We start from the raw sequence: 16,452 nt of genomic DNA, 5'->3' as shown, positions 1-16,452 counted from the left end.
TCATCCCTGAAATCGCCGAGGAAGAAAAGCGTGTTGGCGGCAGGGGGCTCGCGTCCGCGTCGCAACAAGCTGGAAATGACGCCAGCGGCAGTCGGCCTGCCGCGGCATCCCGGACGACGGAATTTAGCTGCCGCCGCACCATACGAATTCGGGCAATGACGACCAGCCTGGATTGTCGGCCCACTCGTTCGCAACGTCACCGCTCGTTAGGCAGCGCGGCGCAGGGCAAACGCTCCGGTCGCGGTGACCGACGGCTTGCAACCGATCAAGTCCGCCGTCAGCCGCGCGCTGCCGCACGCCAGCGTCCAACCGAGCATGCCGTGTCCTGAGTTGATGAAGAGGCCATCAAGCGGCGACCAGCCGATGATCGGCCGGCTGTCGGGCGTCATAGGACGAAGCCCGCACCAGGGCTCGATGTCGCCGGCTGCGTCGATCCCAAGCAGCTCGGCGGAGGCGCTGCGCAGGACTTCGACGCGTCCTGCATCGATCGTGGTGTCGCTTTCGAGATCGGCGATGCCGGCAACCCGTATGGTTGTGCGCCCGTCGCGCGCGAGCGGCGCAAATACCAGCTTGCGTTCCATATCCGTGACGCTGTGCCGAAGAAGGCGCGCCTCCGGCGCCGGAGAAAGTGTGATGCTGTAGCCTTTGAGCGGATGGATCGGCAGATAGAATCCGCACGCCTTCGCAAATGCACGCGATGCTGCGCCCATGCACAAAACGAAATGGTCCGCCTGCACATGTCCCTTGCCGGTGTCGACGGCGACCAGCCGGCCGCCCGAACGGACCGGCCCGGCAACCTCGGTACCGAGTATCCATTCGACGCTGCGTTGCTGTTGCAGGCGGAACGTCAGTCCTGCGCAAAAGGCCGCGCAATCTCCGACCTGCTCGGAGGCCGTAAAGATGCCGCCCGCGAATTCGTGCGCGTCAAGTCTGAGCGCAGGCTCCAGCGCCAGGCATTCCGCCGACGTCAACACCTGTTGACCGTCCTCGCCGGCTTTCGCGGTGACCGCGCGTCGTGCCATATCGAACTCGTTCCGGCTTCGGAACACCACGAGCTTGCCGGCCGTTCGCAATCCGAATGAGAGCATCAGGCTTTGCGTCAGCCGCGCCAGCTCGCTCCGGCTCAAGGCGGCGAGCGCAATTTGCGCTGCAATGGTCTCGCGCACGGCTGCCGGCCGGCAGGCGAGCAGGAAGCGCGCGCCCCAGGAAATCAAGGCTGGATCGAGGCCGGCGCGGATGAGCATCGGCGAATCCGGCGACAGCAGCAGCGACGGCAGCTTTTTGAGTGTTGCCGGAGACGCCAGCGGCGCCACGAACGCGTAAGAGAGCTGGCCGCCATTGGCGGCGCTGGCATCTTTCGCGGTGGAGGCGTGCCGGTCGACAATGATGACGTCGTGACCGGCCTCAGTAAGGCACCATGCGGTCGTCAGTCCGATGACGCCGGCGCCCAGTACGCAGATTTTCATTTCGAGGTCTCAATCCTGGTGACCGCCCGATCGAGCATGAGGATCGATCAGACGAAGGGTTGTTGCGCACCAGGTTTAAGGCCACGGAACGCCGCCATTGATGCCAAGTCTGCATGATGCAAAATTTGCATAACCTGCCGGAGGCGTGGCAGGCTAAGGAAGATGCGATCATGGGCGAATGCGGAACGGCTGACATGAGCGGGGGGAGAATTGACGGGGACTGCCGCAGAAGCGAAGGCGAGCGGAGGCGATGCAAAGCTTGCATTGGTCATGCCGCGTGGCGACCCGCTACGTTTGCCGGCATGGAGCCTGACATTTGCTATCGAGAACCGGCGCCGGTTGGCGTCCGCAGCCATGCGTTGCCCCAGAGCGGCTATCGTGACGGCGCGGCGATCGCCTGCAATGCGGGGGGCTTGATGGAGCTTCGCTGGCTTCAGGATTTCCTGATGGTGGCCGAGACCGGCAATTTCACCCGCGCTGCCGAGAAGCGAAACACGTCTCAGGCCGCGTTCAGCCGGCGGATCAAGTCCCTCGAAGCCTGGCTCGGTTTCGACCTGATCGACCGCAGCGTGTACCCGACGCAGCTCACGCCGCAAGGCGAGCGCTTTCGCGAGCATGCCGGCGAGTTGCTGCGGCAGATGCTCGACAGCCGCGTCGAGCTTGGCGGCAAGCCGCTTCGCCGCAACGAACATATCCGCATCGCCCTGCCGTTCGCGATGGCCACCGCCCGGCTGCCGCATTGGTGGCAGGCCTGGTCACAGGAGCGGCGGTTGAGCTGCTCCGTGGTCGTCGGCAACATCCACGATCTCGTCACCTCGCTCGTCTCCGACAACGTGGATCTGATGATCTGCTACCACCATGCCCAGCAGCCGATCCACCTCGATCCGGACCGCTACGAACGCGTCACGCTCGGCACCGAGTTCCTGCGGCCCTATGCCAGCGAGGCGCTGGTGGCGAAGGGCGGCGCGTCGCTACCCGGCCGGGCGTCGCATCCGGTCCCCCTTTTGATGTATTCGCCCGGCGTCTATTTTGCCCGGCTGGTCGATCTCATCCTGGAGACCGCCCCCATTTTCGGTGTGCGGGCCATTGAAAGCGACATGTCGGACGTGCTGTGCGGGATGGCGCTCAGCGGACGCGGTGTGGCTTGGTTAACGGAGGGGACTGTGGCGGCTTCCGGCCGGAAGCGGCTGGTCCCGATCGGCGGCAACAAATGGGCGTTGCCTTTGTCTTTAGTCGCATTCAGGGGCCGAATGCATGATGGCCAACGGGCGCTAAATCTGTTTTGGTCCGAATTGTGCAGGCATAGTGCCGGGCACGCCGGAGGCGGTCTTGCCAAGGGTCTTGCCAAGACAGGTTCGAGACCGCCGGCCAAACGGCCCGGCAAGTTGCTGAGTTAGGGTGGATGAGCAATCATCTGAAACCTTTGGAGGGAGAAGTTACGTGAAACACCGTCATATTATCGGCTGTCTGGTCGCGGGTGCGTTGTGCGCCGGGCCGGCAACGGCCCAGGAACTCACCGGGACGCTGAAGAACATCAAGGATACCGGCGCCATCACGCTCGGCTACCGCGACTCGTCGATTCCGTTCTCCTATCTCGACGACAACCAGAAGCCGATCGGCTACGCCATGGACATCTGCTACAAGATCGTCGATGCCGTGAAGAAGGAGCTCAAGCTCGACAAGCTCGAGATCAAGCTAAACCCGGTGACGTCGTCGACCCGCATCCCGCTGCTGGCCAACGGCACGATCGATCTCGAATGCGGCTCGACCACGAACAATGCCGAGCGCCAGAAGCAGATTTCCTACACCAACACCCACTTCCTGACCGCGAGCCGCTATGTCTCCAAGAAGGCGAGCAAGATCAATTCGATCGACGATCTGAAGGGCAAGCCGGTGGTCTCGACCGCCGGCACCACCAACATCAAGCAGCTCACCGAAGCCAACGCGGCGCGCAACCTCAACATCAACATCATCCCGGCGAAGGATCACGCCGAGGCATTCCTGATGGTCGAGACCGATCGCGCCGTGGCCTTCGTGATGGACGACATCCTGCTTGCGAGCCTGGTTGCCGGTTCGAAGGCGCCGGGCGATTACGTCATCTCCAAGGATGCGTTCTCCAAGCCCGAGCCCTACGGCATCATGCTGCGCAAGGACGATCCGGCCTTCAAGAAGGTGGTCGATGCGGCGACGGCGGCGCTCTATACCGGCGGCGAGGGCCAGAAGATCTACGACAAGTGGTTCACGCAGAAGATCCCGCCCAAGGGGCTGAACCTCAACACGCCGATCAGCGCCGAGTTGAAGAACGAATTCGCCAAGCCGTCGGACTCGCCGGATCCGGATTCGTATAAGTAAGTGATACGTTGATCCTCATGGTGAGAAGGCGCGCCAGCGCCGTCTCGAATCCATGAGGCATCAGTTGGGCCTTCATCCTTCGAGAGGCCGCGCAATGCGCGGCTCCTCAGGATGAGGGTCTTCCAACCGGCAAGTCCGGCCATTTTTGAAAGCAAAGAATGGCCGGACATTTGCATACGCAGTCATAACCAAGAGCTTTACCGGCACTTTCGGGGACAAGGTGCAGCGTGAACTATAACTGGAACTGGCACATCTTTTTCGAGCCGAACCCGACAGGGGCGGGGACCTATCTCGACATGCTGATGTCGGGACTGCTGCTGACCATCCAGACCGCATTGCTGGCCTGGGTCATCGCGCTGTTTTTCGGCACGATCGTCGGCATCCTGCGCTCGCTGCCGTCGAGAACCGCGTCCTGGATCGGCTTTGGCTATGTCGAATTCTTCCGCAACATGCCGCTGCTGGTGCAGTTATTCCTCTGGTTCTTCGTGTTGCCGGAACTACTGCCGCGCGGCGCGGGGCTGTGGCTGAAGCAGATTCCCAATGCGCCGTTCTGGACGGCGGCGATCGGGGTCGGGTTGTTCATGTCGGCGCGTGTCGCCGTGCAATTGGCCGCAGGCATCGCCTCGCTGCCGCGTGGACAGAAGAATGCCGCGACCGCGCTGGGTCTAACCACGGCGCAGGGCTATCGCTACGTGCTGCTGCCGATCGCGTTCCGCATCATCCTGCCGCCCCTCACTTCCGAGTTCCTCAACACCATCAAGAATACGTCCGTCGCGATTACCATCGGCCTCATCGAACTGACCGGCCAGGCGCGGGCGATGCAGGAATTCTCGTTCCAGGTGTTCGAGGCCTTCACCGCCGCGACCGTGATGTATCTCGCGATCAACATCGTCGTCGTCACCGGCATGCGCTTCCTCGAACGCAGCCTGGCGATCCCCGGCTATATCACGGGGAAATAGCGATGTTCGACAATCTCGATTTCGATGTCATTCGCCGCTCGCTGCCTTACCTGTTCCTCGACGGCATGAGTTTTACGCTGATGCTGACCGGGTTGTCGGCGCTGGGCGGCCTGGTCTTCGGTACGCTGATCGCGCTGATGCGGTTGTCCGGCTACAAGCTGCTCGGCAGCATCGCCGGGCTCTATGTCGACTTCATGCGCTCGCTGCCGCTGGTGCTGGTGATCTTCTGGTTTTACTTCCTGGTGCCCTATATCGGACAGTGGTTGACCGGCGCATCGCGGCCCATTCGCGTTGGCGCGTTCACCTCGTCTCTCGTCACCTTCATCATGTTCGAGGCGGCGTATTTCTCCGAGATCATGCGCGCCGGCATCCAGTCGATTTCCAAAGGGCAGCCGGCTGCGGCGAGCGCGCTCGGCCTGACCTACAGCCAGTCCATGCGCTATATCGTGCTGCCGCAGGCGTTTCGTAACATGCTGCCGGTGCTGCTGACGCAAACCATCGTGCTGTTCCAGGACACTTCGCTGGTCTATGTGCTGTCGATCCCGGATTTCCTGGGCGCCGCCAGCAAGGTGGCGCAGCGCGACGGCCGGCTGGTCGAGATGTATCTGTTCGCGGCCGCGGTCTATTTCGTGATTTCCTGTGTCGCGTCCTATGGCGTCCGGCGCCTGCAGGCACGCATTGCTATTGTTCGGTAGCGAGCATGATCCGGAAAGGTGGAAACCGGTTTTCCTCGGGACAAACGCGAAGCGTTTGCCCGGAGATCATGCTCAAAAGGATGGGTTCATGATCGAAATCAGCCACGTCAATAAATGGTACGGGCCGAGTTTCCAGGTGCTGAAGGACTGCACCACCCGCGTCGCCAAGGGCGAGGTGGTGGTGGTGTGCGGCCCGTCGGGCTCGGGAAAGTCGACGCTGATCAAATGCGTCAACGCGCTGGAGCCGTTTCAGGAAGGCCAGATCATTCTCGACGGTATCAAGGTCAACGATCCCAAGACCGATTTGCCGAAACTGCGCGCGCGCGTCGGCATGGTGTTCCAGCATTTCGAGCTGTTTCCGCACTTAAGGATCATCGAGAACCTGTGTCTCGCGCAGGAGAAGGTGCTGGGCCGCTCGCATGACGAGGCGATGGCCAAGGGCCAGAAGCTGCTCGAGCGTGTCGGGCTGACGGTGCATGCGAATAAATACCCGGCCGAATTGTCCGGCGGCCAGCAGCAGCGCGTCGCGATCGCGCGGGCGCTTGCCATGGACCCGATCGCGATGCTGTTCGACGAGCCGACCTCGGCGCTCGACCCCGAGATGATCAGCGAGGTGCTCGACGTGATGGTCGATCTCGCCCATGAGGGCATGACGATGATGGTCGTCACCCACGAAATGGGCTTTGCCAGCAAGGTCGCGCATCGCGTGATCTTCATGGACAAGGGCGAGATCGTCGAGGACGCGCTGAAGACGGATTTCTTCGGCAGCCCGCGCAGCGAGCGCGCGCAGAAGTTCTTGTCGAAGATTCTGTCGCATTAGGGATGCTCCCGTCATTCCGGGATGGTCCGAAGGACCAGACCCGGAATCTCGAGATTCCGGGTTCGCCTTTTCAAGGCGTCCCGGAATGACGGTCTAAGCTTCAGCCACGGTAACAATTTACGTATAGGAATGCCGCCACCGGCTTCGCTACCTCCAGGAGACTCTATTTTGGAACAGATCGCTTACGTCAACGGCTCGTTCGTCCCGCTTTCCGAGGCGAAGGTCTCGATCCTCGATCGCGGATTCCTGTTTGCCGACGGCATCTATGAAGTCGCCGCGGTGCTCGACGGAAAATTGATCGACAACGCCTCGCATCTGGCGCGGCTGGAGCGCTCGGTCGGCGAGATCGAGCTGGCGCTGCCGGAGACGACGGCGCGCATCCAGGAGATCCAGAAGGAGCTGGTCGCGCGCAACGATCTTATTAACGGCATGGTTTATCTGGAAGTAACGCGCGGCGCTGACACCGGGCGCGATTTTGCGTTTCCGAAGAACGTAAGGCCGACGTTGATCATGTTCACCTCCACCAAGGACATCATCAACGCGCCGTCGGCCAAGACCGGCATCAACGTGATCACGGTGCCGGACCTGCGCTGGGCCCGCCGCGATATCAAGAGCGTCGCGCTGTTGGCGCAGGTGTTGGCCAAGCAGGCTGCGGCGGTGGCGGGCGCCGGCGAAGCCTGGATGATCGAGGACGGCAAGGTGACCGAGGGCGGCTCGTCGTCATGCTTCATCCTGACCCAGGACGACGTAATCGTGACGCGGCAGAACGGCAGCGAGATCCTGCCCGGCTGCACCCGCAAGGCCGTCGTCGCGCTGGCCGAAGAGCGCCAGCTCCGCGTCGAGGAGCGGGCATTTTCCGTCGAGGAAGCGCTGGCCGCCAAGGAAGCCTTCGTTACCAGCGCCAGTCTGTTCGTACAGGCCGTGGTGTCGATTGACGGCAAGAAGGTCGCCGACGGCAAGCCCGGCCCGATGACCAACCGCCTGCGCGAGATCTATGTGGAGTTCGCCAAGGCGACGGCGGTTTAGCATCCCAAGATGTCGTCGTCCGGCTTGACCGGACGACCTAGTATTCCAGAGACGTCAGTGTTTGAGCCGAAAGGCAGCGGCGTACTGGATGCCCCGCCGGAGCCTGTCATCGGGCTCGCCGAAGGCGAGACCCGGTGGCGGGGCATGACAGCGGAGCGCGCGGTTCACACCCCTCACTTCTTGCCGAACGTCGTCAGTTGCGCGCCATCGTCGGCAACGAAAACCGCCAGCAGGCTTGCGGGCTCCGTCGTGCTCGCATTCTCGCTGACGAGGTGCTCGCTGCCGGGTGGCTCAAAGAAGCTTTCGCCCGCTTTGTAGACTCGCGCCGGGCCGGTCGCCGAATTTTCTGACCGGATGCTGCCCGACAGCACATAGGCGAATACGCTGCCGGCGTGATGATGGCTGGCCGACTTGCCGCCCGGCTCGTAGTTGACCACGACGGCCGTCAGGCTCTTGCCGGGCACGTTGGGAAGTCTCTCTGAACGAACCGGCGTTACCTTGTCGCCTTCGGCATGGGCTGTGGGTATGCCGACGATTGCCAGCGCAACCACGGCCGCTACCGCGACATGATGCATCGTCAATTTCATATTGGCCTCCACGCTTTACGCCACTGCCGCCTTCTTGACCGGGTGCACCGCGCGAAAAGCGATCGCCAGCCGATTCCAAGCATTGATAGCCCCGATCAGCATGGTCAGGTTGACCGTCTCCGTTTCCGAGAAGTGGGCGCGCACGTCTTCGTAGAGATCATCAGGGGCATGCGTTTCAGCAATCAGCGTCAGCGCGTCGGTCCAGGCCAACGCCGCGCGTTCACGGTCGGTGTAGAGCGGCGACTCGTGCCATGCACTCAACAGATACAGCCGTTGCTCGGTCTCGCCGAGCTTGCGGGCGTCCTGGGTGTGCATGTTGATGCAGTACGCGCAGCCGTTGATCTGCGAGGCGCGTGTCTTCACCAGTTCGATTAGCGACTTTTCGAGACCTGAAGCGACGATCTGGGCTTCCAGCGCGACAAGCGCTTTGATGGTCTCAGGCGCGGCCTGGTAGTAGTTCATCCGGGGCTTCATGCGCTTCTCCTCATTTTCTGACGACGTCAAACCTTCTCCCTCACAAACCTGTTCCGCAACGTGCCGATCCCTGTGATGTCGATCTCGACGACATCGCCGGCTTTCAAATCCGGCGAGGCGCCGTCGGTGCCCATCCAGATCACGTCGCCCGGCGACAGTGTGAAATATTTGGAGAGTTCGACGAGGAACGGCACGATGCCGAAGATCATGTCGTTGGTGCGGAAGCGGCCGGTCTCCTTGCCGTTCACGCGGATCACGGTTTCCATCCTGTCGAGGTCGACATCGGTTTCGATCCACGGGCCCATCGGCTTGAAGGTGTCGGCATTCTTGGAGCGCCACAGGCTGCGGTCGGCCTTCTGCCAGGTGCGCTCGCTGACGTCGTTGCCGATCGTGTAGCCGAACACGCAATCCATCGCGTTGGCCTCGGTGAGGTGTTTTGCCTTCTTGCCGATGACGACCACCAGTTCGCCCTCGTAATGAACCTTCTCGGTCGCGCTCGCCGGGATCACCACATCCTCATTATGGGCGATCAGCGCGTTCTGCGCGCGATAGCCGATCTCGGGCCGGTCGGGTACGTTCGGCACCGTGCCGGCCTTGTCGGCGGCTTCCTTGAGGTGCTTGAGATAATTCAGCCCGACGCAATAGAAGGTGCGCGGGATCAGCGGCAGCTCGATCTTGACGTCCGTTAGCGCATGCGACTGCGTTCCGCGCTGCCATTCGCCGAACGGATCGCCATCGACGGCGATCACGCGCTCACCCTCGACAATGCCCCAGGATGTCTTGCCGGCGGCGGTGAATTTCAGCCAACGCATAAAGTGTCCTCTTGTTATTCGGCGGCGGCCTGGGGCCTGCTTTTCCAGGCGCTGGCGGCAGGCCGCTTCAGGCCGAGATTGTCGCGCAGGGTCTTGCCGGCATAGTCCTTGTGAAACAGGCCGCGGCGCTGCAGTTCCGGCACCACATGCTTGACGAAATCGGCGTAGGAGCCCGGTACGATGGTGGCTGCGATGACAAAGCCGTCGCAGCCGCGCTCGACGAACATCTCTTCGAGTTTGTCCGCGATCTCCTTCGGGCCGCCGGCGATCGCATCCTGCACCTGGCCGCGGCCGGAGAAGGTGACGAAGTCGCGCGCGCTGGGATTGGTCTTGCCTGATGCCTTCAGCACGCCGTCGCGAATGCCGAGGATGCCCTGCATGCTCTTGAGCTCTTCCGTGGTCAGCGGCTCATCGAGCGGCTTGGCGGCGAAGTCGTAGTTCAGCGCTTCCGCCAGCAGCGACAGCGCATCAATTTCCAGCGGCAGCTTGTTGATGACGGCCATCTTGTCCTCGGCCTCGGCCTTGGTCGCGCCGCAGACGGGGGTGGTGAGGTTACAGAGAAACATCTGGTCGGGATCGCGGCCGGCTTTCGCCGCTTCGTTGCGGACCGCCGCATAGCCTTCCTTGGCGGTGGCCACGTTGCGCGCCGCGGTGAAGATCACCTCGCCCCATCGCCCGGCAAAGCGCTGGCCGCGACCGGACGCGCCGGCCTGGATGATGACGGGATGGCCCTGCGGCGAGCGGGGCACCGTGAACGGCCCGCGCGACTTGAAGAATTGTCCGTTGTGATCGAGCCGCTTCACCTTGGCGGGATCGGCGAAGCGGCCGCTCTTCTTGTCCATGATCAAGGAGCCGTCTTCCCAAGTGTCCCAATGGCCGAGCACGACTTCCATGAACTCGTCGGCGCGATCGTAGCGGAAATCATGTTCGAGATGGGCGTCCTTGCCCATGTTGTGGGCCTCACCGTCGTTAAGCGAGGTAACGACGTTCCAGCCCGCGCGTCCGCCCGACATCAGGTCGAGCGTGGCGAAGCGGCGGGCGACATCGAACGGCTCGTAATAGGTCGTCGAACAGGTCGACCCCAGGCCGAGCTTCGTCGTGACCATGCCCATGGTGGTCAGCACGATCAGCGGGTCCATCTTCACGCAGCGGATGCCGTATTCGACGGTGTGGGCATGGTCGTTGCCGTAGCGGTCCGGCATCGCCAGGCGGTCGTCGAAGAATGCCATGTGGAATTTGCCGGCTTCGAGGATCCGGGCGATCTCCTGGTAGTAGTCGGCCGACATCGAATCGTCGCGCGATTCCGGGTGCCGCCATGAACTCGGCAGGTTGGTGCAGTTCTGCGCCTGCAAAAATCCGACCAGCGCCATTTGCCGTGTCATGCCGTTCTCCTTGTGCGGACTGGTTTGGATTCATTTCAGGTCGAGCTCAGCGATGAGCTTGTAGTCGGTAGCGAGTGCCTTCAATTTTTCCCAGGTGGCGTCCTCGACCTCGATACCGTCGCGCCTGCGCTGCTGCTCGCGGATATGTTCGATCTCGCCGGGATAGAACACGCCCGGCGAGCCTTCCGACGGCGGCGTCGATTTGAGATAACGCGCGAACTCGCCGACCTCCTTCTCGAAATCCTTCAGGGGGCGGAAGGCCGCGACGTTAAACACCGCCATGAAACATCCGTCGTTGTGCCGGCCGGTCGGCTCGACGCCAAAACCGAGGCCGGTGAGCAGGCCACAGAGCACTTCCACCATCGCGGCGAGGCCGCTTCCCTTGTAGCCCTCGCTGCCGCCGAGCGGCAGCAGCGCCCCGCCCTTGCGATACTGGGTCGGGTCGGTGGTGTGCCGTCCGTCGGCGTCGATGATCCAGCCTTGGGGAATCCGTTCGCCGCGCGCGACCGACAGTGCGATCTTGCCGGCTGCTACCGCCGAGGTCGCCATGTCGAGATAGAACGGCGCCTCAAGATCCGACGGCACCGCAATCGAGATCGGGTTGGTGCCGAGCCTTGCCTCGCGGCCGCCGAACGGCGCGACATGCTTCGGCGAGCGGCCGGAATCCGCGGCGGCAATCCCGATCATGCCGGCCCGCATCGCCATCAGCGGATAGGCGGCGAGACGCCCGACATGGCTTTGCCGGAACACCGTGCAGGCCGCGACATTGGCGGTCTTCGCCTTCTCGATCGTCAGGGCCATTGCCTTCGCGTTGACGTGAAAGCCGAACCCCCAATGGCCGTCGATCACGGTCGTAGTCGGCGATTCCTGGATGATGGTCCATTTGGCGCCGGGTACGATATGGCCGGCCTTGATGCGGTCGATATAGGTCGGGATCGCGATCACCCCGTGCGAATCGTGGCCGGCGAGATTGGCGTCGACGCAGCCGACGGCGACCGCGCCGGCTTCCTCTTCAGTTGCACCGGCAGCCCTAAGCAGGGCCGCGCCGATTCGCGTGAGACGGTCGGCCTGAACCATCGGCATGGGAGTTTCCCCACCTTGAGCGCCCGCGCGAACCGCGGGTCGTGCTTGGTACCGGCATGCTCTCAAAGCGCCCGCGGCAGGGCAAGCGTGGAAATATACTGTTAGCCATGCCATCAGCACGGCCCTCACGCATCAGGATTTTCATCCTGCAAAATTCGAAGATTGCTTGCAGCAGGTCCCGCATCCCGGCCGGCGCGCGCCAGCGGTATGGCTGACAAATCGTGAATGGGCCGTAGTTCTCCGGAGCAGCGTCGTTCACCGTTGGTCTGACGTTTACTCTGAATCGCAACTCCCGCCGCCAATAACGCGCATTTAGGCCTGTTGCACGCATAAAATCCACAAGCGGCAGCCGGCGCTGCCGGCAGGGAGCTTTGGGAAGGTGAAGACCGACATCGCGCGCACACTCGCGGCGTTGAATGCGACCAACGAAGCGATTCTGTACGCCAAATCGCCCGAAGAACTGTATGCGAAGGTGTGCGAAGCCGCGTTCTCGGTCGGCGACTTCCTGGCTGTCTCGGTCTTCCTGCTGGAGAAGGAAACCAATCTCCTGCGCTTTGCCGCCGGCTGCGGCGATGACGTGCTCCGCCTTCGCAGCATCGACATTTCGATTGTGGCTGATACGCCAGAGGGTAACGGGGTTGCCGGGCCCGCCTTCCGTGACCGGCGCGCATGCGTCAGCAATGATTTCCTGAACGACCAGCGTTCCCTGGCCTGGCGCGAGGGCGCCAAGGCCAACCAGGTGGGCGCGGCGGCAGCGCTGCCGCTGATCTGCAATGGCCAGAGCGTCGGCGTGTTGCTGGTCTCGCGGCGCGAGGCGCACTCGATCGACGCGCAGCTCGTATCGATGCTGGAGCGTGTGTCGGCAAACATTTCGTTTGCGCTCGACAATTTCGACCATGAAGCCGCGCGCAAGAACGGCGAGCGTGCGATGCGGCGGTTGAACCGGATGTTCGGCGCCATCAGCGCGACCAACGAAGCCATTCTTCGCGCCAAGACCGAACAGGATCTCTATCAGCGTGTTTGCGACGCCGCAGTGTACAGCGGCAAATCCGCGGCCACAGTGGTTCTGCTCGCAGAGCCGGACTCGATTTGGCTGAAGCCGGCCGCCGGGACAGGCGCAATCGTCGAACAGATCATGCGAGCGCCGTTCTCGATCGACGCCGGCAACCCGTACGGAACGGGCGTCTGCGGCAAGGCATTCCGGACACAGCAGCCGGCCGTCAACAACGACATCCTCAGTTCGACACAGGGGCAGCCCTGGCATCAGGCCGCCCGCGAGACAGGCGTTACCGCCGGCGTCGCCGTTCCCCTGATCAAGGCGGATGAGAGTATCGGCGTGCTGCTGTTCTTCGTCGGAAAGCTGTGGGCGGAGGATGAAGAGATCGTCGCGCTGATGGCGCGGATTGCGGAAAACGTCTCCTTCGCGCTGGAAAACTTCGAGCGCGCCAGCGAGAAGGCGCGGGCCGACGCCCAGAAGCAACGTCTGGCGCGCATGCTGGCGGCGCTCAGCGCCACCAACGAAGCTATCGTTCGTGCAACATCGCGCACGGAGCTGTTCGAGCTGGTGTGCGAAGCTGCCGCGAACGGCGGACGGTTCAACTCGACCAGTATCCTGTTGGCCCGCCCCGACAGCTACGATATCGATCTGGTGGCCGTTGCAGGGCCGACGGCAAACAACATGCGGCGGGTCAAGGTCTCGACCAACGCGGATCTGCCTGAAGGGCGCGGTCTCTGCGGCAATGCGTTCCGCTCCAGGCGAGCTTGCATCGCAAACGACTTTCGGTCCGATCCGCGAGGATCGGCATTTCGTCAGTTCATTCACAGCGACGGTGCTATGTCGGGCGCTGCGTTTCCGCTGCTCGTTTCCGGTCAGCCCGTCGGTGTGATGTTCTTCATCTCGTCCGAGAAAGACACGTTCACGCCTGAATTTTCCGAGTTGCTGCAGCGGCTCACGGTGAATGTTTCGTTCGCGCTGGAAAACTTCGACCGTGTGGACGAGAAGGCGAGGACCGAAAGTCAGAAAGAGCGCCTGACGCGGATGTTCGCTGCTTTGAGCCGGACCAACGAAGCCATCATGCGGGCCAAGTCCCGCACGGAGCTCTTTGATCTCGTGTGCGAAGCTGCAGCAAATGGCGGCAGGTTCACATCGGCCACCATTGCGCTGGCAACTCCGGGCAGCGACCTTCTCAGGATCGTGGCCGCCTCTGGCCCGGCAGCCGAGACGACGCGGCACGTCAGGTTGTCGACGGATGAAAGCCGACCCGAGGGACGTGGGCTCAGCGGAACGGCGTTCCGAACCAGGCGTCCATGCATCACCAATGATTATGTTGGCGACCAGCGCGTTGCCGCCTTTCAGGCCGTCGTAGGTAGCTATGGCGCTCAGTCGGGCGCCGCCTTTCCCCTCTTGGTGCATGACGAGCCAGTCGGCGTCATGATCTACATGTCCTTGGATAAGGACACTTTCACTCCCGAATTCTCGGAACTGCTGCAGCGATTGGCCGACAACGTGTCTTTCGCGCTGGAGAATTTCGACCGCGCCGACGACAAGGCGAGGACCGAAATCCAGAAGGAGCGCCTGACGCGCATGCTGGCGGCGCTGAGCGCAACCAATGAGGCGATCATCCGCGCGACGTCGCGGGCGGAACTGTTCGATCTGGTTTGCGAGGCCGCGGCCGACGGAGGCAAGTTTACCCTGACTTCCATCGTGTTGACGAAACCCGACAGCGACTATCTCGACGTTGTCGCTGCCGCCGGTCCGACTGCCCTCAGCGCACGTCTGGCGAAGATATCGGCCAGTGAGGCGCACCCGGAGGGACGTGGGCTGTGCGGTCAGGCGATCCGTTCGCAGCGCGCCTGCATCATCAACGACTACCTCGCGGATCCCAATACCGAGGCGTTTCATCAGAGCGCGCGTCTTGATGGTACGAATTCCGGCGCTTCATTCCCCCTGCTGGTGCATGGGAAAGCCGTCGGCGTGATGTCGTTCATGTCGCGCGAGAAGGATACGTTCACGCCCGAATTTGCCGAGTTGTTGCAACGGCTCGTCGACAACGTGTCCTTTGCGCTAGAGAATTTCGACCGCGCGGATGAGAAGACCCGCGCGGACGAGCGGATCGAGTACCTGGCGTCGCACGACAGCCTGACCAACCTGCCGAACCGGGAAATGTTCAACGGCATGCTTCGCCGCGCGATCGACTCCGCTGCGCGCTACCAGCGGGAGTTTGCGCTGCTGTTCATCGACCTCGACAGGTTCAAGGTCATCAACGATTCGCTGGGGCATGACGCCGGCGACATGCTGCTGGTGGAAATCGGCGACAGGCTACGCCGCGCGCTGCGCTCGAGCGATGTAGTGGCGCGGCTCGGCGGCGACGAGTTCGTGGTCATTCTGGAGGAGGCGGCCGAGCGCCACGAGGTGGAGCGCATAGCCGGCGAGCTTCTCTCCGTACTAGGTCAGCCGCTGCAGCTCAGCGGTCACGAATGCCACACCACGGCCTCGATCGGGATCGCGATGTATCCGTCGGATGGCACCGACATGCAAACGCTGACCAAGAACGCCGACATGGCGATGTATCTCGCCAAGGAGGACGGCAAGAACGGCTTCCGCTTCTTCACAAAGGAGATCAAGACGCAATCGATCGAGCGGCTGACGCTGGAGAGCGCGCTTCGCCGCGCGCTGGAGCGCGACCAGTTCTCGCTGCACTATCAGCCGAAGATCGACATGGCGAGCGGCCAGATCACCGGGGTCGAGGCGCTGCTGCGCTGGGTACACCCCGAACTCGGCACCGTCTCCCCGGGACAATTCATTCCGCTAGCCGAAGAAACCGGCCTGATCGTTCCGATCGGCTGCTGGGTGCTCAAGGAAGCCTGCGCGCAAAACATGGCTTGGCAGCGCCGTGGCCTGCGGCCGGTTACAATGGCGGTCAACCTGTCGCCGCGGCAATTCGCCGATCCGCATCTGCTGCACGATGTCGACGAGGCGCTGTTGGCAAGCGGCATGTCCCCGGTGCTGCTGCAGCTTGAAGTCACCGAAAGCATGGTGATGCGGAATGTCTCGCGCGCGATCAAGGTACTCGACGCGATCCAGAGCCGCGGCATTCGCCTTGCGATCGACGATTTCGGAACCGGCTATTCGTCGATGTCGCTGATGAAACAGTTCCCGATCGATACCATCAAGATCGATCGCTCCTTCATTCGCGACCTGCCTGTCGATTCCGAAGACCAGGCGATTGCGCAGGCGATCATCAGCATGGGCAAGGCGCTTGGCATGACCGTCATTGCGGAGGGTGTCGAGACTGTCGAGCAGGAGGCGTTCCTGCGCAATCACGCCTGCGACGAGATGCAGGGCTTTCTGTTCTCGAAACCGCTGCCGGCAAAGCAGATGGCTGATCTGCTTCGGGCCGAACCGCGACTCGCCTCGCCGCCGTTGCAGCCGGAAGCCGGGTCAGGGTTGGAACGCACCGTCGTCTGACGGCTGCGGGTGCAGCTCACGTGCGAGCTTGGTGTCCGAAGCCTTGCGAGGAAAGTCGTCCGGCCAGGGCAGGGTCGTCTGTCCCGCGAAGGCTTTGAGGAGGAGTTCTGCCGCGGCGGCATATGTCGCCTGGTTGGGCAGGCCAAGCTCGGCACACCATTCCGCCGGCAGGGATTGCGACGCGCCGCGCAACTCCATCGCCGGTCCCCACCACCAGGCCGGGGCGGCCGATCGTTCGGTTTCAGGAACAGCCCGCCAGCGCGCATACTCGCCGATCAAGCGTTCGAACTGCAATCGCGCCGCATGATGCATCTCATCTCCTGTCATC

Annotated in this window: 14 protein-coding genes; 7 read left to right on the top strand and 7 right to left on the bottom strand. The window is 62.6% G+C overall.

Features of this window, described 5'->3' with window-relative positions; translation table 11 throughout:
• Positions 1-206: 206 nt before the first annotated feature.
• The gene (locus KJQ96_RS19395) at positions 207-1,466 is read right to left on the bottom strand and encodes an FAD-dependent oxidoreductase (RefSeq protein ID WP_213288144.1); all 1,260 of its coding nucleotides are present in this window, start codon (positions 1,464-1,466) and stop codon (positions 207-209) included.
• 302 nt (positions 1,467-1,768) lie between these two features.
• Here KJQ96_RS19395 and KJQ96_RS19390 point away from each other — a divergent pair, with 302 nt between their 5' ends.
• The 6 genes from KJQ96_RS19390 to KJQ96_RS19365 all read left to right on the top strand — a co-directional run bounded on the left by KJQ96_RS19390 (position 1,769) and on the right by KJQ96_RS19365 (position 7,318).
• Entirely contained in the window at positions 1,769-2,863 is a 1,095-nt protein-coding gene (locus KJQ96_RS19390; protein WP_249734206.1) for a LysR family transcriptional regulator, read from the top strand.
• Between the two features lie 43 nt (positions 2,864-2,906).
• Complete coding sequence (locus KJQ96_RS19385) at positions 2,907-3,818, top strand: amino acid ABC transporter substrate-binding protein (RefSeq protein WP_213288143.1); 912 nt, start codon at positions 2,907-2,909, stop codon at positions 3,816-3,818.
• Between the two features lie 227 nt (positions 3,819-4,045).
• Positions 4,046-4,777 (top strand): amino acid ABC transporter permease, encoded by a 732-nt coding sequence (locus KJQ96_RS19380; protein WP_213288142.1) that lies wholly within the window; start codon positions 4,046-4,048, stop codon positions 4,775-4,777.
• Positions 4,778-4,779: 2 nt separating this feature from the next.
• Positions 4,780-5,472, top strand: coding sequence for an amino acid ABC transporter permease (locus KJQ96_RS19375; protein ID WP_213288141.1), 693 nt, complete (start codon positions 4,780-4,782; stop codon positions 5,470-5,472).
• Between the two features lie 88 nt (positions 5,473-5,560).
• On the top strand, positions 5,561-6,292 hold the full coding sequence (locus tag KJQ96_RS19370) for an amino acid ABC transporter ATP-binding protein (protein ID WP_213288140.1): 732 nt from the start codon (positions 5,561-5,563) through the stop codon (positions 6,290-6,292).
• A 168-nt stretch (positions 6,293-6,460) separates the two neighbouring features.
• Positions 6,461-7,318 carry a D-amino-acid transaminase gene (locus tag KJQ96_RS19365; protein WP_213288139.1) on the top strand — a complete coding sequence of 286 codons (858 nt, stop codon included), beginning with the start codon at positions 6,461-6,463 and terminating at the stop codon, positions 7,316-7,318.
• A gap of 173 nt (positions 7,319-7,491) precedes the next feature.
• Here the strand turns inward: KJQ96_RS19365 and KJQ96_RS19360 are convergent, their stop codons facing one another.
• The 5 genes from KJQ96_RS19360 to KJQ96_RS19340 are packed head-to-tail and all read right to left on the bottom strand — an operon-like array spanning position 7,492 to position 11,656.
• Positions 7,492-7,905 carry a cupin domain-containing protein gene (locus KJQ96_RS19360; protein ID WP_213288138.1) on the bottom strand — a complete coding sequence of 138 codons (414 nt, stop codon included), beginning with the start codon at positions 7,903-7,905 and terminating at the stop codon, positions 7,492-7,494.
• 15 nt (positions 7,906-7,920) lie between these two features.
• Entirely contained in the window at positions 7,921-8,379 is a 459-nt protein-coding gene (locus KJQ96_RS19355) for a carboxymuconolactone decarboxylase family protein (RefSeq protein WP_213288137.1), read from the bottom strand.
• Positions 8,380-8,405: 26 nt separating this feature from the next.
• Positions 8,406-9,191, bottom strand: coding sequence for a fumarylacetoacetate hydrolase family protein (locus KJQ96_RS19350; protein WP_213288136.1), 786 nt, complete (start codon positions 9,189-9,191; stop codon positions 8,406-8,408).
• A gap of 14 nt (positions 9,192-9,205) precedes the next feature.
• Entirely contained in the window at positions 9,206-10,573 is a 1,368-nt protein-coding gene (locus KJQ96_RS19345; protein ID WP_213288135.1) for an LLM class flavin-dependent oxidoreductase, read from the bottom strand.
• A 30-nt stretch (positions 10,574-10,603) separates the two neighbouring features.
• Positions 10,604-11,656 (bottom strand): Ldh family oxidoreductase, encoded by a 1,053-nt coding sequence (locus tag KJQ96_RS19340; RefSeq protein ID WP_213288134.1) that lies wholly within the window; start codon positions 11,654-11,656, stop codon positions 10,604-10,606.
• A 379-nt stretch (positions 11,657-12,035) separates the two neighbouring features.
• Between KJQ96_RS19340 and KJQ96_RS19335 the strand changes: the two genes are divergently transcribed.
• Positions 12,036-16,124: a GAF domain-containing protein gene (locus tag KJQ96_RS19335; RefSeq protein ID WP_213288133.1), complete on the top strand. Its 4,089-nt coding sequence runs from the start codon at positions 12,036-12,038 to the stop codon at positions 16,122-16,124.
• Here KJQ96_RS19335 and KJQ96_RS19330 read toward each other — a convergent pair.
• Positions 16,098-16,436 (bottom strand): hypothetical protein, encoded by a 339-nt coding sequence (locus tag KJQ96_RS19330; RefSeq protein ID WP_213288132.1) that lies wholly within the window; start codon positions 16,434-16,436, stop codon positions 16,098-16,100. The genes KJQ96_RS19335 and KJQ96_RS19330 overlap by 27 nt on opposite strands.
• Positions 16,437-16,452: the final 16 nt, after the last annotated feature.

The sequence above is a fragment of the Bradyrhizobium sp. sGM-13 genome (assembly GCF_018398875.1).
GTDB lineage: Bacteria > Pseudomonadota > Alphaproteobacteria > Rhizobiales > Xanthobacteraceae > Bradyrhizobium.
This window is presented reverse-complemented; position numbering and strand designations above follow the sequence as displayed.

Bases quoted from the DNA above. Each gene is read 5' to 3' on its own strand.
- KJQ96_RS19395 (WP_213288144.1), bottom strand. From the start codon at position 1,466: ATGAAAATCTGCGTACTGGGCGCCGGCGTCATCGGACTGACGACCGCA.
- KJQ96_RS19390 (WP_249734206.1), top strand. From the start codon at position 1,769: ATGGAGCCTGACATTTGCTATCGAGAACCGGCGCCGGTTGGCGTCCGC.
- KJQ96_RS19375 (WP_213288141.1), top strand. From the start codon at position 4,780: ATGTTCGACAATCTCGATTTCGATGTCATTCGCCGCTCGCTGCCTTAC.
- KJQ96_RS19370 (WP_213288140.1), top strand. From the start codon at position 5,561: ATGATCGAAATCAGCCACGTCAATAAATGGTACGGGCCGAGTTTCCAG.
- KJQ96_RS19360 (WP_213288138.1), bottom strand. From the start codon at position 7,905: ATGAAATTGACGATGCATCATGTCGCGGTAGCGGCCGTGGTTGCGCTG.
- KJQ96_RS19355 (WP_213288137.1), bottom strand. From the start codon at position 8,379: ATGAAGCCCCGGATGAACTACTACCAGGCCGCGCCTGAGACCATCAAA.
- KJQ96_RS19350 (WP_213288136.1), bottom strand. From the start codon at position 9,191: ATGCGTTGGCTGAAATTCACCGCCGCCGGCAAGACATCCTGGGGCATT.
- KJQ96_RS19345 (WP_213288135.1), bottom strand. From the start codon at position 10,573: ATGACACGGCAAATGGCGCTGGTCGGATTTTTGCAGGCGCAGAACTGC.
- KJQ96_RS19340 (WP_213288134.1), bottom strand. From the start codon at position 11,656: ATGCCGATGGTTCAGGCCGACCGTCTCACGCGAATCGGCGCGGCCCTG.
- KJQ96_RS19330 (WP_213288132.1), bottom strand. From the start codon at position 16,436: ATGCATCATGCGGCGCGATTGCAGTTCGAACGCTTGATCGGCGAGTAT.